The organism is Leifsonia sp. Root4 (genome assembly GCF_001425085.1).
GTDB lineage: Bacteria > Actinomycetota > Actinomycetes > Actinomycetales > Microbacteriaceae > Microterricola.
Genome location: NZ_LMDN01000002.1, coordinates 117,990 through 143,438, shown reverse-complemented (window position 1 = coordinate 143,438; position 25,449 = coordinate 117,990). Strand labels below are relative to the sequence as shown.

Annotated in this window: 17 protein-coding genes; 15 read left to right on the top strand and 2 right to left on the bottom strand. The window is 63.8% G+C overall.

The features are described from left to right. Window positions 1-105: 105 nt before the first annotated feature. Both ASC66_RS18265 and ASC66_RS17790 read left to right on the top strand, forming a co-directional pair. The gene (locus ASC66_RS18265; RefSeq protein ID WP_162243482.1) at window positions 106-3,390 is read left to right on the top strand and encodes a hypothetical protein; all 3,285 of its coding nucleotides are present in this window, start codon (window positions 106-108) and stop codon (window positions 3,388-3,390) included. Beyond that, on the top strand, window positions 3,387-8,336 hold the full coding sequence (locus ASC66_RS17790) for a DEAD/DEAH box helicase family protein (RefSeq protein ID WP_162243481.1): 4,950 nt from the start codon (window positions 3,387-3,389) through the stop codon (window positions 8,334-8,336). The genes ASC66_RS18265 and ASC66_RS17790 overlap by 4 nt, the downstream gene beginning before the upstream one ends. 147 nt (window positions 8,337-8,483) lie before the next feature. Here the strand turns inward: ASC66_RS17790 and ASC66_RS06790 are convergent, their stop codons facing one another. Then, entirely contained in the window at window positions 8,484-8,846 is a 363-nt protein-coding gene (locus ASC66_RS06790) for a GNAT family N-acetyltransferase (protein ID WP_055836808.1), read from the bottom strand. A gap of 94 nt (window positions 8,847-8,940) precedes the next feature. Here ASC66_RS06790 and ASC66_RS06785 point away from each other — a divergent pair, with 94 nt between their 5' ends. The 6 genes from ASC66_RS06785 to ASC66_RS06760 all read left to right on the top strand — a co-directional run bounded on the left by ASC66_RS06785 (window position 8,941) and on the right by ASC66_RS06760 (window position 14,652). Next, a complete protein-coding gene (locus tag ASC66_RS06785) occupies window positions 8,941-9,732 on the top strand; it encodes a DUF429 domain-containing protein (protein WP_055836805.1) in 792 nt (263 codons plus the stop codon). 73 nt (window positions 9,733-9,805) lie between these two features. Further along, a complete protein-coding gene (locus ASC66_RS06780; protein WP_055836802.1) occupies window positions 9,806-10,507 on the top strand; it encodes a hemerythrin domain-containing protein in 702 nt (233 codons plus the stop codon). 89 nt (window positions 10,508-10,596) lie between these two features. Beyond that, window positions 10,597-11,412 (top strand): nuclease-related domain-containing protein, encoded by an 816-nt coding sequence (locus ASC66_RS06775; RefSeq protein ID WP_055836800.1) that lies wholly within the window; start codon window positions 10,597-10,599, stop codon window positions 11,410-11,412. 103 nt (window positions 11,413-11,515) lie between these two features. Beyond that, the gene (locus ASC66_RS06770) at window positions 11,516-12,463 is read left to right on the top strand and encodes a YDG/SRA domain-containing protein (RefSeq protein ID WP_353612518.1); all 948 of its coding nucleotides are present in this window, start codon (window positions 11,516-11,518) and stop codon (window positions 12,461-12,463) included. A gap of 70 nt (window positions 12,464-12,533) precedes the next feature. After that, complete coding sequence (locus ASC66_RS06765) at window positions 12,534-12,854, top strand: nucleotide pyrophosphohydrolase (RefSeq protein WP_055836795.1); 321 nt, start codon at window positions 12,534-12,536, stop codon at window positions 12,852-12,854. Then, on the top strand, window positions 12,841-14,652 hold the full coding sequence (locus ASC66_RS06760; RefSeq protein WP_055836793.1) for a DUF2075 domain-containing protein: 1,812 nt from the start codon (window positions 12,841-12,843) through the stop codon (window positions 14,650-14,652). Before ASC66_RS06765 ends, ASC66_RS06760 begins: the two co-directional genes overlap by 14 nt. Window positions 14,653-14,703: 51 nt before the next feature. Here ASC66_RS06760 and ASC66_RS06755 read toward each other — a convergent pair whose 3' ends face one another. Then, complete coding sequence (locus tag ASC66_RS06755) at window positions 14,704-17,865, bottom strand: M14 family metallopeptidase (protein ID WP_082492107.1); 3,162 nt, start codon at window positions 17,863-17,865, stop codon at window positions 14,704-14,706. Window positions 17,866-18,083: 218 nt separating this feature from the next. Here ASC66_RS06755 and ASC66_RS06750 point away from each other — a divergent pair, with 218 nt between their 5' ends. The 7 genes from ASC66_RS06750 (at window position 18,084) to ASC66_RS06720 (ending at window position 25,412) form a co-directional block, all read left to right on the top strand. After that, window positions 18,084-18,683 carry a dihydrofolate reductase family protein gene (locus tag ASC66_RS06750; RefSeq protein ID WP_055836790.1) on the top strand — a complete coding sequence of 200 codons (600 nt, stop codon included), beginning with the start codon at window positions 18,084-18,086 and terminating at the stop codon, window positions 18,681-18,683. A 160-nt stretch (window positions 18,684-18,843) separates the two neighbouring features. Next, a complete protein-coding gene (locus ASC66_RS06745) occupies window positions 18,844-20,076 on the top strand; it encodes an ROK family transcriptional regulator (protein ID WP_082492106.1) in 1,233 nt (410 codons plus the stop codon). Window positions 20,077-20,116: 40 nt separating this feature from the next. Further along, on the top strand, window positions 20,117-20,965 hold the full coding sequence (locus tag ASC66_RS06740) for an ABC transporter permease (RefSeq protein ID WP_235496745.1): 849 nt from the start codon (window positions 20,117-20,119) through the stop codon (window positions 20,963-20,965). Then, on the top strand, window positions 20,944-21,738 hold the full coding sequence (locus tag ASC66_RS06735; RefSeq protein WP_082492105.1) for an ABC transporter ATP-binding protein: 795 nt from the start codon (window positions 20,944-20,946) through the stop codon (window positions 21,736-21,738). The genes ASC66_RS06740 and ASC66_RS06735 overlap by 22 nt, the downstream gene beginning before the upstream one ends. A gap of 64 nt (window positions 21,739-21,802) precedes the next feature. Further along, entirely contained in the window at window positions 21,803-22,855 is a 1,053-nt protein-coding gene (locus tag ASC66_RS06730; RefSeq protein ID WP_162243480.1) for an ABC transporter substrate-binding protein, read from the top strand. After that, window positions 22,852-23,964 carry a Gfo/Idh/MocA family protein gene (locus ASC66_RS06725; protein ID WP_055836773.1) on the top strand — a complete coding sequence of 371 codons (1,113 nt, stop codon included), beginning with the start codon at window positions 22,852-22,854 and terminating at the stop codon, window positions 23,962-23,964. Before ASC66_RS06730 ends, ASC66_RS06725 begins: the two co-directional genes overlap by 4 nt. Further along, window positions 23,961-25,412 carry a sulfatase family protein gene (locus ASC66_RS06720; RefSeq protein ID WP_055836769.1) on the top strand — a complete coding sequence of 484 codons (1,452 nt, stop codon included), beginning with the start codon at window positions 23,961-23,963 and terminating at the stop codon, window positions 25,410-25,412. The genes ASC66_RS06725 and ASC66_RS06720 overlap by 4 nt, the downstream gene beginning before the upstream one ends. Window positions 25,413-25,449: the final 37 nt, after the last annotated feature.

Below are 25,449 nucleotides of genomic sequence, written 5' to 3'. Positions count from 1 at the left end.
CGAATATGTCGATTTCAGTATTCGCAAGACTTCCTAAAGCGAGACAATGTCGGCGGGGAGCTCTAGGCTGCGGACTAGCTACCTGTAAGCCGGAAGGTCTCAGTTGTGAAGACGCAAGAAGAGTTCGATGCCGCCGAAAGCCAATGGCGCACACAACTTACGGGACGTTCGTTGGTGATCGAAGCGTCGGCAGATCCAGATGAAGCCGAGAAGGCGCTAAGGATTCTGGGGTCAAACTACCGCACACGCACGCGAGCTCAGAAGGCCAATTTCCTGTTCAGGTATAGAGCCCTCTTTCTGATTGGTGTCTGCTCCGCCGCTTTCCGATATGACGTTCGGGGAATGTGGCCATATCTGGAGGAAACCTTCGGGCCGATTCCACCATCCGATCAACAGATTGTGTCCGGAGCTTTCCGTCGGGCCCTCGACCACTTCGGCCTCTCGCGATTTACATTTCCGAGACGGAACGTAGATGAAATTCTGATGCATGCAGGGATCCCAGGGCAGCGCATGGACGAGTTCATCGAGCTGCTCGCACGACGAGATGCACTAGTCGATGGCTTGGACGGAAGGTCCTTCTGTCAATGGATCGGTGGTCTGAGCCGCGCGACTGCATTCGCTCAGTACGGCCTCGATGCGCCTACCTACCGGTTCCTCGCAGAGGGCCGAGAGATCGCCGAGGATCTAGTCGATCGATGCCTGGACCTGCTGAATAGATGGGCGACCTCCGCTGCAACCCAGCTAGATGTCTCTGCATTTCCATCGGTAATGCAGAAGGACTTGCTGCGCGCCTTGAGTGAACTGGGCGAGAAACGAATCGCGCTGCGGTCCAAACCCAGAACACGCAAGGTGGAATTAGTTCCCAGACTCATTTTCCATCCCGCCACCGGAATCTCGGTGCGGTTGCCGTCTCTCGAAGTAATCACTGAATCCAGGGTTGACTGGATCATCGCAGCGGAGGGGGCGACGGCGCGCAGAACGGTGGAGGCACCTTGGCCGGGCGATCCAGTTCGAACTGAGTACTTCCCCGTTGCGAGACCAGCCAAGCAGATTGCTTTGACCGCCAGTCCGGGTGACCAGACGTGGATCCTCAATATTCTGGATCCCGACGATCCGTTACTCGTATTCGATGGGTCCAACGGTGAGTGGATTCCCACACGCAACACCCTCCCAAGATCCGACATTTGGATCGCGGTTGCCAACCCCGACAACCTGCGCATAGAGGACCTGCTCGAAGTCGAGGGTGCCGCGCCTCAACAAGTGATCGACGGGCCAATGGGGTGGACGGGCTGGCTGTTCGCCAAGATATCCCTAAGCTCCGTCTCCAAAATTCGACGGAGGGGCGCCGCGTCCTGGCGCTATGTCTCCTCGGTCAATCGCCCGACGATTGAGCCGACAAGAGAGAGCGAATGGGCGCGAGCTTTGGACGGCACCCCCGTCAGTTCCGAGCTCCCACGGATCTCCTTACCCGCGTCTGTAGACCGCGATGGGAAGAATGCTTCCATCGACTGGACTGTGACAATGATCCACGCGGATTCCGGCGAGCTCATTCGTGAGGTGAAGACCCGGAGTGAACCCTTCGACAAGGTCGTCGACCTAGACCTGCCATCTCGACCGCTTGCCGGAACATTCGATTTCACAGTAACGGGGCCGCTGGGGCGCGGTGCATCCAAACGAATCGCACTCGTCCGCGGACTCGAAATCGACGTGGAGGTGCCGTTTCGCCATATGTCGAAGTTGGGCGACGGGTTGGTTCCAGCGCTGATCACTATCGAGAACTCGTTGGACTCAAGTGCCTCCCATCGCGTCAACCTCGCGTCGAACGAATCATCACGGGTCGTCCAGATTCAGAACGAATCGGACTTCCGCATAGTTGTAGCAACCCCTGCGATGGCTGTCGCGAAAGTTACGCGCGGTGGCTATGTCGTCACAAGTCACTCACCAGTTGCCATCGACCTTGAAGATCTTGCTGTCACTCAGCTGCAAGTTACCTTCGGTTTCCCAGGACAGTCTCAACTTGTAGCGATGAAAGGTGAACAGCTGCTCCAGACGGTCACCGCCGTCGCTATTGGGCCCCTCGGAACGGCCACGTTCAACCTCTCCCAGTTGACCGAGACACTCGCGGGAAGCGCTGGCGCGTCCCTGTTCGTCAGTGCAAATGGTGATCGCATCCCAGTCGGATGGGTTCGCCCCCGGCAGCTGGCGGACGCCATCGAATTGGACGCAGAAAGTCCGATGCAAATGAACCTAGTTGGCTTAACGACGGACTTAACTCTTGAAGCCGCATTCTATCCCCGATATGCACCGTGGTCCGGCCCGAGCGTCGCGAAGTCGAACACGGGCGCCGTTGCTGTTCCACTCAAACTACGTGGGGAGGGAGAAGCCCGAGTCGTGCTCCGAATCGATGACCCTTGGGTGAGGTTCGAATGGCCTCGAGAGTACCCCAGCCGCTCGGTTAACATTTTTGATCTCGACCTCGGCGAGCTTGCCGATGATCGCGGCGGACCGGATCAAGGGTTTCGCTCGTGGTTGACCCGGAGATCTGACTGCCCGACCGATCCCTCGGGCCTTCCACTGGCAATCAGCCTGTATGCCGGTCGTGACATTACCAAGTTCCGCACCAGCGCTGAACTTCTCCGAAACGACCTCGCCCGTGCGATCGCCGACAACCGAGAGTTCCTGCCCGCCGCATACCCACTTTCCGCGGTTGGGGCCGTTCCAGTAGATCTCTTCGTCGCGGCAGACGTGGTCACGCTCCCGCCCGCGGGCTACCCGCACGGAGCAGACTTGTGGGAATCATCCGCGTTCCTTGCAGTCCTCGCAAACTCGAACTCTCTCAGCTCAGTGTCTGACGATGTGCGCCGGGTGCTCGGAGAATCCGCAGACCGGATTCTCATGGAGGGCACTGACCCATTCGCATCCCGAGGCCGTTTTGGTCCGAACGAAGAGGTAATAGCCAGATGGCCGGAGGACCGCATCGAGACCGTCTGGAAGTCAGTAAATCCTGTACCCGGCCGTACACTCGACGCCGGGAGCCGGATAATCGCCGCGAAGCAGATGTTCGACCAGCGATGGCGCATCTCCTTCGATATGCGGGAAGCCTCCCATCTCCTTCAGGTCGTAGAAACGGCGCTGCAACGCACCTTCGGCGACGAAGCGAACGCACCAATGCGTGCGAGGGCCGGTTCGTCTGGTTGGTGCTCGTTGCCCACTCTCACAATCTCGTTCGCTCTCATCGCACGTGCCGCAGCCCGGAATGTGTCCGGGGCCAGCGAGCTGCACGAGCGCACGAAACCCTTCTTGCTCGGCCTGGCTCGGATGTCTTCAAAGCTGGTCGAGCAAGACCTGATTCTCGCCGAACTCTGGATGACTCGATGGAGCGCCGAATGACGACAATGGACCCGCTTGCGGTTAGCACATCGATCACGGAAAGGTACAAGAAGTATCTTGGCTCGTTGATTACACCAGCTGACCCGGCGCTGAACGGAGCCCTGAACGCTGCGGTGGACGAAGCCGCGCAAGATGGCCTGACTCGAGGGCCGTATTTGCACGTCCAGCCTCCTTACGCTCGTGGTGCAAGTGCGCGCGATCTAGTCACGGAAGGCATACTTGGGCCACGTTTCGAGCGTTTTGCTGACGGCATCCCTCTCGACCGCGCGCTTCACCGCCATCAGGAGCAGTCCATCCGCAAAGTAGCGGCAGGCCGCAACGTAGTCGTTGCGACGGGTACCGGATCCGGTAAGACAGAGAGCTTCCTACTCCCAATTCTTAATGCGATACAGGGCGAAGCCATCGACGGGGTCATCTCTCCTGGAGTGCGCGCTCTCCTTCTTTACCCGATGAACGCCCTCGCTAACGACCAGCTGAAGCGACTGCGAAAGATGCTTGCCCAGACACCTGAGATCACCTTTGGGCGCTACACCGGCGATACCCGGAATAGCGACGGCGACGCGGTCGCGGCATTCTCAAAACAATTCCCAAACGAAACCCGCCTGCCCAATGAGCTGCTCAGTCGAGAATCGATGCGGGCAAGCCCACCCCACTTGCTGCTCACCAACTATGCGATGCTCGAATACTTGTTGCTCCGCCCAGCTGACATCGAACTGTTTCGATCACCAGACAGCAATGGGTCTTGGCGATTCATCGTGGTCGACGAAGCACACGTTTACGATGGCGCCACCGGCGCCGAGGTTGGCTTTCTCCTCAGGCGGCTACGAGAGCGCGTGGGTGGAAGCCGACGAATCCAGTGCATAGCCACAAGCGCGACGGTGGGGTCAGATCACGGAAAGGCTGCAATCTTCGCGAGCGATCTTTTCGGCGTGCCGTTCGAGTTCACCGACGACCCTTCGAAGCAAGACGTCATTACGGCATCGCGCGAACCCCTCAAGGAAACCGGCTGGGGCACGCTATCCGAGTCGGATCTGCGTAGTGGCGATCTGCTTCGCGCGAATGCCGCGGCTGGCGGGAGTGCGATCGACGCCTTCGAGGTCCTGTCCCACGATTCCAATGTGCTCGGTATCAAGAAGTTTGCCGCGGAACGACCTAGGACCTTGGCCGAGTTGTCGGGTTTGATAGGAGATGGGACCGCAAACCCACAGCACCTTTCCCACCTCATCCAGAAAGCAACTGCTCAAACTGATCGAAACGGGGAGCCTGCGCTCGCCGCCAAGTACCATTTGTTCGCGCGCGCAACGGAGGGAGCGTTCACCTGCTTGAGCGAATCAGGACCACATGTCTCATTGGCTCGGCGCGAACGGTGCGATCGCTGCGATGCCGCTTCATTCGAGTTCGCAGCCTGCCGCAACTGCGGCGCCTCCTACCTCTGCGGTTCCGAAACTCAGACGGCCACAGGGAGATTCTTCTCCCCAAAGAACGCCGACAGGTCGAAGCTGGTTTGGCTCGCTCTTCAAACCACCAACACCGACGAGTTCGATGAAGATGACGTGATACTCGGCGCCGACGATGGAACACCGCAACCAGTCAAGCAAGCCCGGCTCTGCCCGACTTGCGGAGCCATCTCCTTGGGCGACAACGCCCAATGCTCGACGCGCGGATGCGCCTCGAGCCGGACCATCGCCGTCGAGCGAATTGTCGCTCCAGAAGTCCAGAAATGCCGCCAATGCGGAACCAATCGAAGCGGTGTCGTCAGACGCTTCGAGAGCGGCAATGACGCCGCCGTCGGCGTGCTGTCGACCTCGCTCTACGAGTCCCTCTCCGTCGCGCCTGCGGTCGATCAGGCGGAGCTCCCAGGCGGCGGACGCAAACTCCTCGTCTTCAGCGACAGTCGTCAACAAGCAGCATTCTTTGCGCCGTACCTTGAAGATAGTCACGCACGACTACTGCGGCGCCGTGTACTTCTCGAAGCCGCAGCATCCGCTTCATTCGAAGGCGACCCTGCAGCAGCGACCGACATCGCCTCTGAAACGCGAAAGCTTGCATCTTCGCGAGGAATTTTCCACCCAGCCGCTACGAACATGGAGAGACAGACTCACGCGGAGACATGGCTCCAAGCCGAAATGCTAAGCCTCGACGATCGCAACTCCCTCGAAGGATCCGGTCTCTTGGCCTGGCGAATGCGCGAAGAGTACCAATCGGTGCCACCAGCCCTAAACGCGCTCGGGCTCGACGATCGCGAATCGCTCGACCTGCTTCAAGTTCTGGTCCGAAGCCTCCGGCTCCAGGGCGCGGTCGGGGCCCTCCCTCGCGTCGACATGCGTGATGCAATCTTCGAACCACGACTCGGGCCAATCTATTTCCGACAAGACGGATCCGACTCTGCGCGTAAAGTCTTAAGCTGGAAGCCCACCCGCGGCAACAACCGGCGCTCCGCCTTCGTCCAGAAAGTGCTTTCCGCACTCGATAGCGATGCAGACGCTGAGACCATTCTGAGCGGAGTGTGGCGGTTACTCTCGACCCCGAAGGACAAAGCCTTCAGTTGGTTCCGAACAGATTCGGTTGGTGCCCTCGGCACTGTCAGCCAGGTCGAGCCATCGATGGTCGAAGCCGTGCTTTTCGACTCCACATCTCCGCTTTGGCGCTGCTCCATATGCAGACGTGTATCGAGTTTCAACGTGCGCTCCGTCTGCGAGACCTTCCGATGCGAAGGCACTCTGAGCTCGTGGTCCTTGCCGACCGCCGATTCTGACTCCGACCACTATCGCTCTCTCTATCGACAGACGCGCGTCGTGCCACTCACCGCGATGGAGCACACTGCACAGTGGACAAACGAGCGAGCCGCCGAAATCCAGCAAGACTTCATCGCCGGAACTATCAATGTGCTTTCTTGCACGACGACATTTGAACTAGGAGTTGATGTCGGGGAATTGCAATCCGTCGTTCTCCGCAACGTGCCCCCGACTGTATCCAATTATGTGCAGCGCGCGGGCCGCGCCGGTCGCCGAGTAGACAGCCCCGCACTTGTACTCACCTATGCGCAACGTCGGCCCCACGATCTCTCCATGTTCGCCAACCCACGACAGCTCATCTCCGGAGCAGTACGGCCTCCAGTCGTGCCGATTGCCAACGAGCGGATCGCCGAACGTCACGTCTACTCAATAGTGATCTCAGCCTTCTTCCGAGACGAACTCGACAGCCGAGGCCAGGGATACCGCCGGGTCGGGGACTTCTTCACACTCGAAGGCGGAGAATCCGGCGCCGCCCGACTGCGCGCCTGGACGGAAAACCTGCCACCTGCTGTAGCCCAATCGATCGATTACGTTCTCAAAGGCGCTGTAACCACGGAGAGCCTGCCGACGGCGCTCTGGACGAAGCATTTGCATGAGCTGCTTGAGGCGGTGATCAACGAGTATCACGAAGAAGCGGAATACTACGAGAAGGCCCGCGATCAGGCGTACCTGGACAAGAAGGGCAGCTACGGCGACAAACTCGCCAAGATTCTCCGGACGTTACAGGAACGCGAGCTTCTCGGATTCCTCGCGAACCGCAACCTGCTGCCGAAGTACGGCTTTCCTGTCGACACGGTTGAGATGCGCACCCCCTATGGCGAAGCGGCTTTCGCCTCACATCTCGAGCTTTCGCGAGACCTCTCGCAGGCGATCTTCGAGTACGCGCCCGGATCCAGCATCGTCGCCGGTGGACACGTCTGGACATCCGCGGGGCTTGGGCGCAAACAAGGCAAAGAACTACCACCGGTCTACTTCCGCATTTGTAAGAAATGCGACCTCTACTCGGAATCGCACGAACGTGACGATGAACCGTGCACGCGATGCGGTGCTGACCCTGAAGGCATGCCACACAAGTATTACGAGCCACGATTCGGATTCATAGCTGAAGGCGGTAAGGAGCGCCCAGGGGAGCGAGCTCCGCGCATCAGCTGGCGAGGCGAGACTCGACTTGCTGGCGAGGGTCTGAGCGTCTCGAAAGCTCAGCACATCCTCCCCAACTCCACCATCGAAGCCAACCTCACTGAGCGGACAAAGATGGTGCGAATCAACGTTGGAGCAGGAGACGTTGGCTACTTGGTTTGCGACTACTGCGGTCGCGGAGTCCCCGCAGTTCAACCGTGGCCCAAGGACCACTCCGACCCACTCACCGGCCGCGCTTGCAAAGGCGGCTACAGCCAATTCTCTCTGGCGCACAAGTACGAGACGGACGTTGTCCGCATAGCATTCAGCCTCCCGTGGACAGGCATCGACCCGAAAGTCACCGCGAAATCTGTGCTCTACGCGGTGCTGCAAGCTGCTGCGGAAGAACTACAGATTTCCCGCGACAATATCGACGGAATCGCCGACGCCTACGCAAGCATCGAGGCGACAATCACCTTGATTGATACGGTGCCCGGAGGAGCTGGCTACGCACGGCTCATCAGTAACAATCTTGAGGCCGTTTTAGCAAAGGCCCGTCAGATAGTCGGCAACTGCGAATGCGGGCCAGAGACTAGTTGCTATATGTGCTTGCGCACCTTCTCGAATCAGCGAATCCACGACGATCTGAACCGAGGAGAAGCGCTTCGATTCCTTGACGGACTATGGGCAGGCTCCTCAGATTCCGCAACACAAGGCCCCGACAGGACTCAAGATTGGCGGCAAGCTGAGCAACAAGCAGATGCATCGCTTTCGTCTTTGTTGATGGCAATCACGCCGTCCGCCCCAGCGCCGGAAGTTGGTGTGCAGGTGGGGCCCGCTAACGTCTGGGAGGTGGAACTTGCTTGGGAAGCGGCCAAACTCTGTGTGGTAGTCGACAACGATCTCGAACGAGATGGGTGGCTGCGAGCCCAAGATTGGATTGTCTTAGACGCGAGTCTCGGCTTCAACGTTGAGTCGCTTGCAGCTGACGTTGCGTCGGCACTGACCAAACGAACGCTCCTTCCGAACTAGGCCAAATCGCAACCGACTTCTCGATTGCTATGTGGTGCCAAGTGCTCGGGTTCTCCCAACCCGCGGAAAGATCCCAACTTGTCAAGGCCCGGGGTCAGACCCGCACCGGTCGGCGTCAAAGCCACAAGAATCTCCCGATCAGCTCCCTCAGCCGCGGTCGATGAGGCGGTCCAGCGCGTCGTCGAACTGGTGGTGCGTCTCCAGGTAGCTGGTGATGAACGGGCACCGCACGACGATGCGCAGCTCGCGGTCCCGGGCATCACTGAGCGCCCACTCGACGAGCCGGGTCGCGATGCCGTGGCCGGTGAAGGCGGGCTCTGTCACCGTGTGGGTGAACACGATCCGGTTCGGTGGCCGGAGCACGAACTCCGCGTACCCCGCGACGTCCGAGCCGAGCACGGCCTCGTAGCGGTGTGCCTCATCGTTGCGCCGAAGCTGCAGCGCAGCAGCGTCCACGGTGTCATCCGCGGCACCGTCCTCGGACGCGTTGCTGAGTCGATCGTCTCCCATATGTGTTCCTCCTTGCTCTTCACCCTACGCCCGGCCCCATGCCTGCGCTCGATACCCTCGGAGTCATGCGTCAACGAGTGCGGGAGTTGTGAACATGGGCGATGCGAACGCGCGAGCCGCCGGGCCACGTAGCGCGCTGACGGCGGGCGTCGACCTCGCAGCAGAGCCGAAAAGGACGGCGCTGGCGATCGTGGAGTGGTCCGCGAGCAGTGCCCGCATGGTCTCACTCGCCGTGGGTGTGGATGACGGCACCATCGTCGATGCGGCGGAGCGGGTCGACTCGATGGGCATCGACTGCGCCTTCGGCTGGCCCGACGACTTCGTCGCATTCGTCTCCGCGCACACCCAGGGCACGCGCGTCGACCTGTCGAACGACGAGGGGATGGCGTGGCGCCGGCGTCTGGCCTACCGCGAGACCGATCGCGAGGTGCACCGCCGCATGGGGCGGTGGCCGCTCAGCGTCGCGACCGATCGCCTCGGACTCACCGCGATGCACTGCGCGGCGCTCCTTGACGTGATCGGCGATCGCATCGGCGTCGTCGACCGATCCGGCGCCGGGAAGGTGGCCGAGGTGTACCCCGGCGCCTCGCTCCGCATCTGGGGCCTCCTAGTTCCGAAATACCGGGTCGACCGGGATGCCCGCGAACTCCTCCTCGCAGGGTTGATCGCTGAGGCCCCGTGGCTCGACCTCGGCACCCACACCGACGAACTGCTCCGAACGGATGACGCCCTCGACGCCCTCCTCGCGGCCCTCACCGCCCGGGCGCACCTGCTGGGCCAGACCTTCCCCGTGCCCGAGGAGCATCGCGCCCAGGCCACACGCGAGGGCTGGATCGCGCTACCGTCCGGGCCGCTCTCCGCCTTGCTCGGAGGCCCGATCCGCTAGGTCGCCACCGCTTGCCGCGCCAGCGGTCGACGAGTATCGTGCCTGCGCAGAGTCACGGACGATCGGAGACGCCATGCCCGCCACCGCACTGCCCTCCAGCGGCGACCAGCCGAATGACAATAAATCCAGCGGCGCGAAGACCTGCGACGCGAGCGGCATGGCCGAGATCCACCGGTTCTTCCGGGCCGGCTTCGGCGAAGGCCCCGCGCTCGTCGCCGGCGTCACCGAGGGTGACGCCGCGCACGCCGACCGCGTCGGCGACCACCTGACCATGCTCTCGATCGGTCTGCACGCGCACCACGAGGGCGAAGACACGATGCTCTGGGATCGTCTCGAGAGCCGTGCCCCCGCCTGCGCGGTGCACGTCACGCGGATGAAGGAGCAGCACGCCGTCATGCTGACGCATCTGCAGGCGCTCGACGCGGGCCTGCCGGCCTGGCGGGCCAGCGGGCGGGCAGCGGATGCGGCATCCCTCAGTTCGGCCCTCGCCGGCATCAACTCCGCGCTCGACGTGCACCTGCCCGATGAGGAGACGAACATCGTCCCGGTAATGGAGACCACGCTCACGCAGAAGGAGGTCGACTGGTTCGGTGAGCACGGCCGGAATGCCACGCCCAAGGGCAAGAGCATGATCCAGCTCGGGGCGATCCTCGCCGCGCAGCCGGACGGCGGCACCGAGTGGCTGCACAAACACCTGCCGGGGCAGGTGCGGCTGATCTGGCGCACGGTCGGCGCGCGCAAGTACGCGCGCTACCGGGCCGCCCTGGTGAACTAGGAGCGAGCATCGGCCGAACTCCCCGTTCGGGGGGTGCCTGTGCGGGCTCGGCGCGGGCTACTGTGACTGAGAAACTCTCAGGGGAGCCGATGGCGACTGCCGCAACAATGCGCGATCGATTCGCGGGACAGCTCGTCATCGACGAGACACTGCGAAGGCAGCTCGGCGTGGCGCCCCGCACCTCCGTGCAGCGTTTCTTCGGGAGCTGTCCGCTGTCGGACGACGCACGCCCCTGGTACCTCGGCGCGGTCGGCGAGATCGCCGTCGGAGACATCCTCGAACGCCTTCCGGAGGGTTGGTCCGCCCGCCACGCGCTGCCCGTCCGCACCAAGGAATCCGACATCGACCACGTGGTCGTCGGGCCCGGTGGGGTCTTCACCATCAACACAAAGCACCACGCCGGCAAGAGCATCTGGGTCGCCGGGCGCACCATGCTCGTCGACGGGCAGCGCCAACAGTACATCCGCAACGCCGAGGGGGAGTCGGCTCGTCTCGCGCGCCTCCTGGGCGAGCGGATGCCGCACCACGTGCCCGTGCACCCGCTGATCGTGGTCGTCGACCCGAAGCGCATCATGGTGAAGGTTCGGCCGGAGCGAGTGCGCGTGCTCAACTCGCACGAGGTGCGCCGCTGGCTGAAGCAGCAACCCGAAACGCTCAGCTCCGACGCCGTCTCGGATCTTCTGACTGTCATCGACGACCCCACCCTCTGGCGTGCGACGGATACCGGCGACCCCGCCGAAGCTCGGCGCCAGTTCGCGGAGCTGCACGATCAAGTCCGCGCTGCCCGGTGCCGACGCCGACTCTGGGCGTTCGCGGGGATGGCCGCCCTGCTTGCGCTCGCCATCGGCGCGTTGGCACAGCTGCCGACGCTTTTCCCACTGGTGTTTGGTGCGTTGGCTGGCTAGCTGAACGGGTCGCGGCCGAAACCGCACGGCTCTCGATCGCCTCGGTGCGTCTTCTAGCGCAACCTGGGGTGCGCTTGGTGCGAGCGCGTGGCCTGAACTGGGGATGCCGACTCGATCAATGCAGCCTTGCCAGTCCAATAGGCTGGCTCGAAACGGGGGAGACGTTGCGATGCGGCAGAGGTTCTTTGGCACGCCGGACGGAGTGCGCGTGGGGCAACTGTTTGTTAACCGACGGGAACTCCACGAGGCAAACGTCCACCGCCCGACTCAGTCTGGGATCAGCGGCACAGGTGCGGCCGGTGCCGACTCGGTCGTGATCTCCGGCGGGTACATCGACGACGAAGATCACGGTGACTACCTCATGTACACCGGGCATGGGGGCAAGGATGCGAACTCCTCGCGCCAGGTTCGTGACCAGGATCCAACTGCACCCGGAAACGCGGGGCTAATCACGAGCATGGTCCAAGGGCTTCCGGTGCGCGTCGTCCGCGGTCGACACCGCGGATCTCCATTCGCGCCTCCGGCCGGCTATCTATACTCGGGCCTTTACTCAGTGACCGATTGGTGGATGCAGGTAGGGATCGACGGATTCCAGATCGTGCGTTTTCGGCTAGATCGGGTCGAGGCGCAACCGCCGCTTGAGCCACGTAGCTCAGTTGAGACCGATCCCGCCTTTGCTGATTCAATCGTCAGTCGACGTGTCCGAGACTCCGAAGTCGCGCGTCAGATCAAGAAGCTCTATGATTTCGCCTGTCAGGTTTGCGGCGAAGTCATTCCTGCTTTCGGCGACCGCAAATATGCCGAAGGCGCACACGTTCGCCCGTTGGGACGGCCGCATCTCGGTGCAGACCTGACAACGAACCTGTTGTGCCTCTGTCCGAACCATCACACTCAGCTGGATTACGGCGGCATGGTGATTTTGGATGACTTGACGATCGCCGAGACCAGAGGGATGACGGTGGTTGGTGACCTCCGCTGGTATCGGGCTCACAAGGTTGAGCTAGAGAACGTGCGCTATCACCGCAACCTCTGGCTTCCATCAGCCTCTTGAACGACTCATCAAGACACGAGCACTGCGCCGCTCCGCCGCGCGGTGGTGTGGCCACTGCTAGGTTGGCGACATGACCGAACCGCATGTCCGTGACGAGATCGCGGCGTTTGTCGCTGAGCGTGAATGGGCGCAATTCCACACTCCTGAGAATCTCGCGAAGAGCATTGCGATTGAGGCCGGAGAGCTACTCGAGTGTTTCCAGTGGAATGCTGACGCCGACGTCGAACGTGTCCAGGGGGAGCTCGCGGACGTGCTCACGTATTGCTACATGCTCGCTGAGCGCATCGGCGTAGACCCGGGCCAGATCATTCTCGACAAGCTCGCGCTGACGCGCGAAAAGTATCCAGTGGACAAATCGCGGGGGCGAAGCACCAAATATGACGCCCTTTGACATCGCTCAATTCGATTTCAATCGGGAATCGGTTCGGGAATGGTCCTCTCTCGACAAGCGCAGCAGCAACTGGCCCGTTGTCTACGTCCTGGATAACGCCAAACCGAACAGCCGTGGGCGAAATGACTCGCGTCGGGGTGACGTCTATGTAGGTGAGTCTCTGAACGCGGTTGCCCGGATGCGACAGCATCTTGAAGGCACGGAGAAGGCTCATCTGACGACGATCCGTGCCATCGTGGACAACACCTTCAACAAGTCCGTCTGCCTCGATCTCGAGTCCTACCTGATCCGAATGCTCGCTGGTGACGGGCACTACCAGGTGTTGAATCGCAATGTCGGAATCACGGATGCAGACTATTTTGATCGAGCCCGCTATCAGCTGCGTTTTCAGGACGTCTTCGAGAAGCTTCGAAACGATGGTGTATTCGAGCGGACCGTTCCCGAGATCGAGAACAGCGATCTGTTCAAACTGTCGCCGTTCAAGGCGCTTTCATACGACCAAGCTATTGCGGTAGAAGACATTATCGAAGGATTCTTCGCTGACCTCAGTTCCAACACGACGAGCACGACGATCGTCCAAGGTGGCCCAGGAACGGGCAAGACCGTCGTGGCGATCTACATGTTGAAACTACTAGTGGACGTTGCCTCGGAGATTCACCCAGCTGACCTCGACGGAGACTCACTCTTCTCGGATTTCTTCGTGGAAGAAAATCGGAATCTACTCGCGGGAGCCCGGGTCGGATTCGTAATTCCGCAACAAGCACTCCGGAAGTCGATTCGGAAGGTGTTCAACAGGACTCCTGGCCTCAGCGCAGACATGGTGCTTACCCCCTTTGAGGTCGGGCTTGCGAAGCACGACTTTGACCTCCTCATCGTCGATGAGTCCCACCGCCTAAACCAGCGCGCCAATCAGCCGTCTGGAGTGCTTAACAAGGCGTTTCGGGATATCACAGTGGATCTCTTCGGCGCCGACGACAAATCGAAGACTCAGCTCGATTGGATTCTTGCGAAGAGCAAGCACCAGATACTTATGCTCGATACGGCGCAGAGCGTTCGCCCGGCAGATCTTCCAAGTGAGGTGTTTGACTCGCTCGTGGATACTGCGAAATCTACGCACAGGCATTACCCGCTTGTATCGCAGATGAGAGTTCAGGCCGGAGCGGACTACGTCGGCTACGTTCGGCGGCTGTTGGGTGGCAGCTCGCCACAAAGCGACGTTGCATTGGCTGGGCGGGAGCTTTTTCCGGCTTACGATTTCCGACTATTCGACAGCCTCGCCGCGATGCGGGAAACGCTCCTCCTCCGGGAAGCCGAGCATGGGCTTGCACGAACCGTTGCCGGATTCGCCTGGGAATGGAAGTCGAAGAAGGACAGGCTTGCTTTTGATATCGAGGTCGATGGCTGCCAGCTCCGCTGGAACAGCACTGCGGTCGACTGGATTGCGTCGTCCAACTCACTCGAAGAAGTGGGTTCAATCCACACTGTCCAGGGCTACGACCTGAACTACGCCGGCGTGATCATCGGTCCCGATATCTACCTGGATCCGATCGACGGTGGAGTTCGTGTAAATCGAGATTCGTACTTCGACATCAAGGGCAAGGAGAACAACGCCGTTCTCGAGAAGAAGTACACGGATGACGATCTCCTGGGATTCATCAGGAACATCTATACCGTTCTGCTCACCCGTGGAATTCGCGGAACCTATGTCTACGTGTGCGACCCAGGTCTTAGGGAACATCTTCGACAGTTCATTCCAGTGGACGATGCCGAGCCCGCTCCACGCTCATTTGTCGAGTGAAAGTGGAGCGCGATCTGGGCTAGGCCCGCTCGCGGGAAGCGGCCGAGAGCTCTACCCGAGCAGGTGACTGAGCAGGCGCCCGGCGACGGCGGCGCGGTCCGCATCGGTGGCGAGCTGTTCGAGGCCAAAACCGAGCATCACCGTGTCGGGGGTGGTGACCGCCGAGACGATGCCGCCCAGACCGTTCGTGCGCACGAAGTCCGAGGCGTTGCCGGGGCTCGTCTCCGGTGCTCCCGGGACTGTCCAGGCGCCGAGGCCTTCCTCGAAGCCCTCGGCCTCCGACTCTCCCGCAGCCGTCACGAGCTTGGTGTCATCGACGATGAGTCCGGTGCCGCCCGTGAACGGGTCGGTGACGTAGCTCACGGAGAGTTCCACCTGCGCACCGGCGAAGGCGCTGAGGTCGTAGGAGACCGGCACCCAGCCACCGGAGGTTCCGGTGAACGAGTTCCAGTCGCCGGTGGAGCCGCTCGGCAGGCACGAGTTGGCGAGCGTGAGGTAGTTCGCGAGCTGCGGGTGCTCCTCCATGAAGAAGCCCGCCTCACACTCGGCTGGCACGTCGCTGGTCGTGGCCACATCGCCGGGGGTGCCGTTGTCGGCATCCGCCAGCGTCGTCCAGTCGGAGCCGCCCACGGTGCGGGCCTCGACGATCACGTGATCGTAACCCTCCTCGGTGTCGAAGGAGAACTGCGCCGCGAAGGCCGGGGCATCCGCCGCCGTCAGAGCGCTGAGGTCGTAGCTGCGCGTGAGGCGCTGGTAGCCGTCGTCGATGTGCGGGGCGGCCATCGCCCACGAGCCCTCGACCGCGATGAACGGTCCCTGCGGCTCGGTGTAATTGGCGACCGCCGCGCTCTCGAACTGTGGGAACTCCTCGACCGGCAGCGTCGCGCTGGTGGGGGAGAGCGCACCGGCCTCGTCGACGGGGTTGTCGACCGTGGCCGGGCCGCCGAAGAGGGCGGAGACGCCGTCCATCGGGGGAGCGGTTCCGACGACGCCGCTGGCCGCGAGCGGGGTGCGGCTATAGGCGCCCATCCAGTACTGGGTGAAGTCGTCGGCGTAGAGGAGGCAGTCACTGAAGGGGTCCACGGTGACGGCACAGGGCTGATCGGGGGCGCCGTCGAGGCCGTAGTAGATGCCGCCGAGCGTGCCGGCCAGCACGCCGTAGTAGCCCGTCGTCTCGCCGGTGTAGGCGAGCTTGCCGCCCTCGTTGAGGTAGTCGCGGAGCGCGAGCGTGAGGTACTGGGTGCGCTCGGCCACCGAGAGGTCGGGCACCTCCTGGCTGCCGTACTCGGTCAGCTCGTCCTCCGGGTCCTGCGTGAGCCGGTTGTCGCCGAGGTACCAGAGCGTGGCGTCGTAGTGGCTGAGCACGGCGAGCGGATGCGGCACACCCTGCGCGTCGACATCCCACACGTCCGGGGTCACGCCGTTGGCCTCGAGGGCCGCGACGTGCGCGTCGAGGTACTTCGGTGCGGCCGTGCCGGCCGGGTAGGTGGGGTTCACGCCGGTGTAGTCCTCGTTGGCGATGACGAGCGCCGGGTTGCCCGTGTCCTGGGCGAGTGTGTACGTGAAGTGCTCGCTCTCGACCGCGCGGGCGGCGGCACTGCCCTTCGCGTCCTTCGGATGCGCGCGCCCGGTGAACCACACCTCGACGCTGTCGCCGGGCTTCGCGCCTGTGACGGTGCCGCGGTACTCGGCGTAGTAGTCGGTGTTCTCGAAGCCGTAGCGTTCGCCGCCCGCCCACTCCTCGACGCTGCCGCGCTGGGCGCGCCCGCCATTGATGGAGTAGTGCAGCTCCTTCTTCTGCAGGGTGCGCTTGGCGACGACGGCCACCGGCTGCGGGTCGCCGTAGGAGACGGTGAAGCTGTCGACCTGGAAGTCGGGCGCGTCACGGTTGACCACCGAGACGGGGTCGTCGGGGTCGAGCGCCGATTCGGCGACGGCCAGTGCGAACGGCACGTTCTTCTCGAACTCGGCCTGGATGAGGCCCTCGTCGTCCGGGAAGTTGAAGCCGCTCAGGCAGTCGCTGGACTCCCACGCGTCATCCGGAATCGAGTCGGAGACCGTCTCACAGGTCGTCATCTCGGGGGTGAATCCGAGCGTGCCGTAGGCCTCCTGCATGTGCGAGTCGGTGTCGCCGTTGGTCGTGTACAGCTCGGCCGAGATGTCGGGGTCGTAGCCGGGCACGGCCGGGTTCTGGTCGTCGCCGACCATCGCCTCGTAGATCACGTCATCGGGTGAGGGGGTGGCCACCTGCCAGCCGACGCCGTGCAGCAGCAGCTCGGAGGCGGAGTGGTAGTTGATGAAGAACTCGGGGGTGAGGCGCTTGAACAGGCCGTCGAGCGCCTGCGTCTCTGGTTCGGATGCCGGCGCGGGCCCGCGGTACGTCTCGCTGGCCGGGTTCGGCGATGAGCCCTCGTTGTCGTAACCCCAGCGGGTCGGGTAGTTGCGGTTGAGGTCGACGCCGTCGCCGGTGCCAATGACGCCGTCGCCGTTGTTGTCGCGCAGGTTCTTGCGCCACAGCCGCTGGCCCTCCTGGAAGGTGAAGTCGTAGCCGTCGGGGTTGGCGACGGGGATGAACCACATCTCGGTCGTGTTCACGAGATCCGTGATGCGCGGGTCGCTGCCGTAGTTCGTCAGCACCTCATTGAGCAGGCGCCGCACCATCTCGGGGGTGATCCACTCGCGGGCGTGCTGGGCGCCGATGAAGACGGTGGTCGGCAGCTTGCCCTGCTTGCCGGCCTTGGGGTTCTTCGTCACGCGCACCGCCGTGATGTCCTGCCCGGTAACGGTCTGGCCGATCACCTGCAGCTGCGCGATCTTCGGGAACGCGGCCGCCTGGGCCACGAGCTCCTCCTGCAGGCCGCCGGGCCCGCTGTACATGCGGTAGACGCCCTCGGCCTGGAGCATGCGGCGGCCGGCATCCGGTGACGCCTTGAGTTCCAGCTCGGTGCCCGCTTGGGCGAGCTCGCTGGCCTGTTCGCCGCTCAGGATCACCTGCACGTCGAAGCCGCCGTCCTCGCTCGGGGTCGCCGCGACGTCGTGCCGGTCGACGCCGAGGTCGACGAGGGCGTCGAGCCCGGCGGCATCCACACTGCCCGTGTAGACGGAGAGCTGATCGGATGGCGCAGGCGGCGGTGTGCTCGCCATGCTCGGTGCTGCGCTGACGCCGGTGATGACGAGCACGGCGGCGGTGGCGATGGCGAGTTGACGGAACATGAGCACTCCCTGGGGCGATCAGAACAGCGACGTTCAGAACAGCGACGTTCAGAACAGCGACAAGCCGAACGGTTCATATCCTTGACCCCCCATTTGGGTGCCGTCAAGGGGTTTGCGATGCCTCTTGTGTCGTGCGGTGCATGCGAGGAGCATTCCCTCAGTTGTTGTGCGCTGTTGTCTCGTCGCGTCGGCGAGCGGCGAACCGTGAGGAGTGGGTGATGGCATACGTGACGTGCGACATCGGCATGTCGGTCGATGGCTACAGCGCCGGGCCGAATCAGAGTCAGACCGAGCCACTCGGTGAGGGCGGCGAGGGGCTGCACCGCTGGATGTTCGAGGAGCCGGAGCTGCACACGGCCGAGCGCCAATCGATCGTCGATGCCGGTGCGTTCATCATGGGGCGCAACATGTTCGGCCCGGTGCGGGGGCAGTGGCCGGAGGAAGAGCTGTGGACCGGCTGGTGGGGCGAAGACCCGCCCTACCACGCACCCGTTTTCGTGCTCACCCACGAGGCGCGCTCGCCGCAGCCGATGCAGGGCGGCACGACGTTCCACTTCGTGACGAAGGGCGTCGCTGCGGCCTTCGAACTGGCGAAGGAAGCGGCCGGCACACGCAACATCTCGATCGCAGGCGGGGCCGACACGGTGCGGCAGTTCCTGAACCGCGGGCTGATCGACGAGCTGCGGCTGCACATCGCGCCGGTCGTGCTGGGCTCGGGCGAGCGGGTGTTCGAGGGTGTGACGGATCTGCGGCTCGAGCAGATGGCGGTATCGAGCTCGACGCTCGTGACCCACGTGCGGTACCGCGTGCTGCGCTGAGTAGCATCGTTCTCTCCTCTGGCTGAGATTGCGCCAGGGATGCTTCGGCGTGCCTTGAACGCCCTGGGGTGCAGGCTCGGCCACGTGAGCGCGGAACATTCCTCGGCCGATTGTGCCCGCGGCTATTGACAGCAGCGTGCGCGTCACTTATTTTTCCTACATGCAAAATAAAAGCAACGGGGCTTCACATCTGAGCAGCATGGCGGTGCGCTCGCACAACCGCCGCGTACTCCTGCAGCTCCTGCGCACCGGCGATCTCTCCCGCCGCGAACTCGCCCAGACCTCGGGGCTCAGCCCCGCGGCTGTCACCAACGTCGTCGCCGAACTCATCGACGACGGCCTGGTGCTGGATGTCGCCCCGGAGAGCCGGCTGACCAAGCTCGGCCGGCCGAGCACCAACGTCGCCCTCGCCGCGGACGAACACTTCGTACTCGCCGCCCAGATCGGAGCCGGGGTGCTCCAGGTCGGTGTCATCGACATGGCCTCGCACGTGCTGGCATCCGAACTGGTCGATTTCCCGCTGCCGGCCGAGCCCGAAGAGGTGATGGACCTCGCCGTCGTCATGCTGAAGCGGGTCATGGAGACGGCCGGCGTCAACCCGAGCAAGGCGCTCGGACTCGGCGTCGGTGCCGCCGGCCTCGTCGACGCCGAGGCGCGGATCAACCTCAATTCGCAGAACCTCGGCTGGTCGAACGTGCACATGGCCGACTACTTCGAGCACGCGCTCGACATCGATGTCGTCGTCGACCACAACGTGCGTGCGATGGCCGCGGGCGAATCACGCTACGGCGCCGGCCAGGGTCTCGAGAGCATCGTCTTCGTATACATCCGCAGCGGTGTCGGCGCCGGCCTCATTCTGGGCGGCAGCGAGTACCGCGGAGGCACCCACGGCGCCGCCGAGATCGGGCACATGCGCGTCGTCCCCGGCGGAGAGCACTGCAACTGCGGTGGCCACGGATGCCTCGAAACGGTCATCAACGACCGGGTGATCCGTGCGCGCATGGTCGAGCTCGGCATCCTCGCCAGCCACCCGGCTCCGGACGACCACTCCTGGACGACGATCTTCGTCGAGCGCGTTGAGGCCGGGGATGAGCGGGCGATCGCTCTGCGCGACGAGATCGTCCAGTACGTCGCGAGCGCGCTGCTCAACATCATCAACCTGCTCAACCCGCAGCTCATCGTGCTCGGTGGTCTGCTCTTCGACCTCTCGCCGGTCATCGTCGACGAGCTGCGTCGCACCATCCCGGGCCAGGTGCTGCCGCTGCTGCGCGACAGCATCCGCATCGAGCCATCGCACTTCGGATCCGATGCGGGCATGATCGGCGCGGCCACCGTGGCACTGGACCGGTTCGTCTTCGGGCCGCCCATCCTGAACCTCGCGCGCGCTCTCTGATCGCACGCCAGCACACTCACATCGCAATGAAGGGATCGAGTTGACTGACATCAAGGCACAAATGGAGGCGGTGGGAATCGCCGACGCCGCGCGCGTCGACGCGCCGTCGCCTCGCAAATCACGCATCGGGGGTGGCAAAGAGAAACCACTCACCTGGCTCTACCTCACCACGCTCGTCGCGGGGATCGCCATCTGGTGGATCGGCGCACTCATCAGCGACAACACCCTCGCGCCCACACCTCCAGAGGTGATCGAGAGCTTCGTGAAGGGGCTCGCGGACGGCACACTGATGCTCAACACCTGGGCGAGCGTGCAGCGCGTGCTCGTCGGCTTCGTGCTCGGCGTCGTCGTCGCCATCCCGGCCGGATTCCTGATGGGCTGGTACCGCTGGGGTCGCGGATTGCTCGAGCCGTGGGTGCAGTTCTTCCGCACGGTGCCGCCGCTCGCGCTCATCCCGCTCGTCATCGTCTTCCTCGGCATCGGCGAGACGGCCAAGATCTTCGTCATCTTCCTGGCCTCCTTCCTCTCCTGTGTGCTCGCGACGTTCCAGGGCGTGCGCACCGTCGACTCGACGCTGATCAACGCCGCCAGGGTGTTGGGGGCCAAGGACGGCACCATCTTCCTGAAGGTCGTCGTTCCGGCATCCCTGCCGTTCATCTTCGTCGGCACGCGGGTCGCACTGGGCGCGTCGTGGGCGACGGTTGTGGCATCCGAGCTCATCGCCGCGGCGTTCGGTCTCGGACGCATGATGCAGGCCGCGTCGCAGTTTCTCGATACACCCCGCATCGTCGTCGGCATCATCATGATCGGCCTGCTCGGCTTCGTGATGGACAGGCTGCTCCTGCTGCTCGAGCGGAGACTGACCGGATGGCAGGAGGTGCGCGTGTGAACGCCATGATCTCGGTGCGCGGGGTATCCAAGCACTACGAAACCAGTCGCGGCATCGTCAAGAGCCTCGACAACGTCGATCTCGACGTGGCCCAGGGCGAGTTCATCACCCTGGTCGGGCCGAGCGGCTGCGGCAAGAGCACCATGCTCAACCTCATGGCCGGGCTCCTCGCACCGACCAGCGGATCGGTGCTGGTGAACGACCGCGAGGTGACCGGGCCCGGGCCCGATCGCGGCGTGATCTTCCAGCAATACGCCCTCTTCCCCTGGCTGACCGCGCAACAGAACGTCGAGTTCGGTCTGCAGCTGCAGAAGATCAAGAAGAAGGAACGGGAGGAGATCGCCCAGCACTACCTCGAACTCGTCGGTCTCGGTGACTTCGCGAAGGCGCTCCCCAAGGAGCTCTCCGGCGGCATGAAACAGCGCTGCGCCATCGCCAGGGCCTACGCCGTGAACCCCTCGATCCTGCTCATGGACGAGCCGTTCGGTGCGTTGGATGCCCTCACCCGCGTCAACATGCAGGAGAACCTGCTCGAGACGTGGCAGAAGGAACGGCGCACCGCCGTCTTCATCACCCACGACGTCGACGAAGCCGTGTTCCTGGCCAACCGGGTCGTTGTGATGAGCCCGCGCCCTGGGCGCATCAGCGAGATCGTCGACGTTCCGCTCGCCTACCCGCGCACCGAGGAGATGCGCCTCTCGTCCGAGTTCGCCGAGCTGCGAGCCCGCGTCTGGCGAGGCGTGCACCACCAGCCAGAACAGAAGTCGGCGTGACCGCTGCTTCGTACCTCCCCGCTGCACCAACAATCCCGAACCACCGATCAGACAGGACCCAATGATGAGTTCCATTCGAATGAGCGGCATCGCCGCAACGGCCACCATCGCCACGGCGCTCGCGCTCACCCTCGCCGGCTGCGCGCCGGCCGCTTCCCCCGGCGCCGGCGACGCGTCATCCGACCCGAGCGAGGCCACCCGGGAACGTGTCTCCCTCAACGTCGGCTACATCGACACGAGCATCAACGGCGTCGGCGTGATCGCCACCGCGAACGAGCTGAAGCTGTGGGAGAAGTACGGCATCGACGTCACGCTCACCCCCTTCACCAACGGCCCCACCCAGATCCAGGCCATGCAGGCGAACCAGATCGATGTCGGCTACATCGGCGGCGGCGCCACCTGGTTGCCGGCCACAGGGCAGGCGACCATCATCGTTCCGAGCGAGGTGTCGCTCGGCGACGTCGTGCTGGCCCGCGCCGGCAGCGGCGTCGAGACACCGGAGGACCTGAAGGGCAAGAAGGTCGGAGTGCCGGAAGGCGGCTCGGGCGAAATGATCCTCGCGCTCGCGCTGTCTGAGGCGGGCCTGTCGATGAGCGACATCGAGAAGGTCGTCCTCGACCCGCCCAGCATCGTGAGCGCCTACGTCGGCGGCCAGATCGACATCGCCGCGATCTTCTCTCCGCTCAGCGCCCAGATCATGGAGAGCGTGCCCGACACGGTCACCGTCGCCAAGAACGCCGACTACCCGGACACCTCATTCCTCGGTTCCTGGGTCGCGTCCAACGACGCCGTGACGGACAAGGCGGATGCCATCGAACGCTTCCTCGAGGTCTACGCCGACGTCAACGACTTCCGCGTCGAGGACACCGAGCAGGTTGTCGAATGGGCATCGGCGGCATCCGGTGCGCCGGTCGACCAGCTCACCGAGCAGGCCAAGGTGTCACAGTGGACGCCGTCTGACGAGATCCTCGCCAACAACGAGGACGGCACGACCTTCGATCAGTACAACTCGCTGCAGGACGTCTTCGTCTCGACCGGTCGTATGGAGAAAGCCAACGATCCGGAGACGTTCGTGAACACCGAGCTGTTCGCCGCCGCCATGAAGGCACGCTCGTGACCGTGGGATCGGCCTCGCCGGTACGACTAGGCATCGTCGGGGCGGGCTTCGTCGCCGACTTCTTCCTCCAGGCACTCCAGCACGTGCGCGACCACGAGGTGACGGTTCTCGCGGCGCGCAACGCCGAGCGCGGCGGCGCACTCGCCGAGCGCTACGGCATCCCCGCCGTCGTCGGCGGCGCGGCAGAGTTGGCCGCCCGTGACGATGTGGACATCGTGGTCGTCGCGGTTCCTCAGGATTCCCACCTCGAGGTGGTGAGCATCGCGGCGGCGGCCGGAAAGGCCGTCATCTGCACCAAGCCTCTCGGCCGCAACGGTAAGGAGGCGGCCGCGTGCCTCGCCGCCGTCACCGCGGCGGGCGTCTGGCACGGCTACGCCGAGACCGCGGTCTTCTCGCCGGCCGTCACGCGGGCGAAGTCGATGGTGGATGCAGGGGCGATCGGCCGTGTGCTGAGCGTTCGGGCACGGGAAGCGCACGGCAACCCACACAAGCACGCCCGCGAGATCGACCGCATGGGCGGCGGGCCGCTGCGCGGTCTCGGCTGCCACGGCGTCGCCGTCGGGCGCTACTTCCTCGAGGGGGCGCTCCCGGTTGAGGCCTTCGCCTGGGGGGAGCGGCTGGACCGCGACGACGTGGAATCCGAAGACAACGCGCTCATGATGGTGCGCTTCGATGACGGCCGGGTGGCTCAGGTCGAGGCGAGCTGGACGCACGTGCCCGGGCTCGACATCCGGCGCGAGATCCACGGCAACAACGGCTGGCTCGGCGCCGACGAGACCGGGGCGTCCGAGCTCGCCGCGTTCGCCGGCACCGATGTCGGTTACGTCATGGAGAAGGCGGGCGCGGCCCGCGGCTGGCTGCGGCCCGTGCTCGATGAGCCATGGGCCTACGGCTACCACGGCCAGTTCGATCACTTCATCGCCAGCTACCGCGCCGGAGTCGCGCCGCGGCAGACCCTGCTCGACGGGGCGATCGACAACGCCGTGATCGATGCCGGCTACCGTTCGATGACATCCGGCGTGTGGGAGCCGATCGAGCTGGCCCCGCTCGCCGGACACGATCTGCACAAGGGCGCCGGGGCCCTCGACGGAGTGGGGGCCGCACGATGACGGCCCGCCGGCCCAACATCCTGCTCATCCTCACCGACGACCATGCCGCACACGCCATCGGTGCCTACGGCTCGATCGTCAACGAGACCCCGCACATCGACGCCATCGCGGCCGCGGGGCGACGGGTCGATCACTGCTACTGCACCAACTCTCTGTGCGCGCCGAGCCGGGCGAGCATCCTGACCGGCACACACAGCCACGTCAACGGGGTGACGACGCTGGAAACCCCGATCGATGCCTCGCAGACAACCTTCGTCTCGCTGCTGAAGGAGCAGGGCTACCGCACCGGAATTGTCGGCAAGTGGCACATGGGCGAGGGGGAGGGGCACGACCCGCAGAACTTCGACTACTGGGCGGTGCTGCGCGATCAGGGTGAGTACTTCGATCCGCAGATCCTGACCGAGAACGGCGTGCATATCCAGCCGGGCTACGCGACCGATGTGATCACCGATCTCGCGCTCGACTGGGTCGACTCGCTCGACGGTGATGAGCCGTGGTGCCTGCTCGTGCACCACAAGGCGCCTCATCGTTCATGGGAGCCGGATGACGCCCACGCCGGCATGTACACGGAGCCGATCCCGGTGCCCGACACGTTCGACGACGACTATGCGGGGCGATCGAGTGCGGCCAAGCACGCCACGATGCGCATCGCCGACTACCTCACGCTGGCGGATCTGAAGGTGGAGCCGCCGGAGGGGCTCACCCCCGACGCGCTGGCACTCTGGAAGTACCAGCGCTACATGGAGGACTACCTGCGCTGCGTCGCCTCTGTGGATGACAACGTCGGCCGCGTCACCGAGTGGCTCACGGAGCGCGGCGATGCCGACGACACCCTGCTGATGTACACCTCCGACCAGGGCTTCTTCCTGGGCGACCATGGCTGGTTCGACAAGCGATTCATGTACGAGGAGTCGATCCGGATGCCGTTGCTGCTGTCGTGGCCCGCAGGCATCGAGCCGGGTGAACCGCTGCAGCAGATGGTCACGAACGTCGACTTCGCGCAGACCATCCTCGATGCTGCCGGCGTGCAGGCCGCGGAGCGCATGCAGGGGGTGAGCTTCCTGCCGCAGCTCACACACTCCCCGGACGCGCCGACCCGGGAGGCCGTGTACTACCGCTACTACGAGAACGACGACCAGCACCACCACGCGCTCGCGCATTACGGCATCCGCACCGAGCGCTTCAAGCTGATCTACTTCTATAACGACGGTATGGGCCTGCCGGGCACCTCGGGACTGAGCTACCCGGCGGAGTGGGAACTCTACGACATGGAGGTCGACCCCGACGAGCTGCACAACGTCTATCACGCCCCCGAATACGAGGACATGCGCGAAGAGCTGAAGGTGCAGCTGTGGCGGCTCCAGGCAGAGCTCGGCGATGCACCGCATCCTGGCCAGCCGGTGCCGGCGCTTCTTGCACGGAGCGAACAGGCCGAGCTGACGCACTGAGCGCTGGAACGCCCCGCATGGTCGCCGCCGGATGACC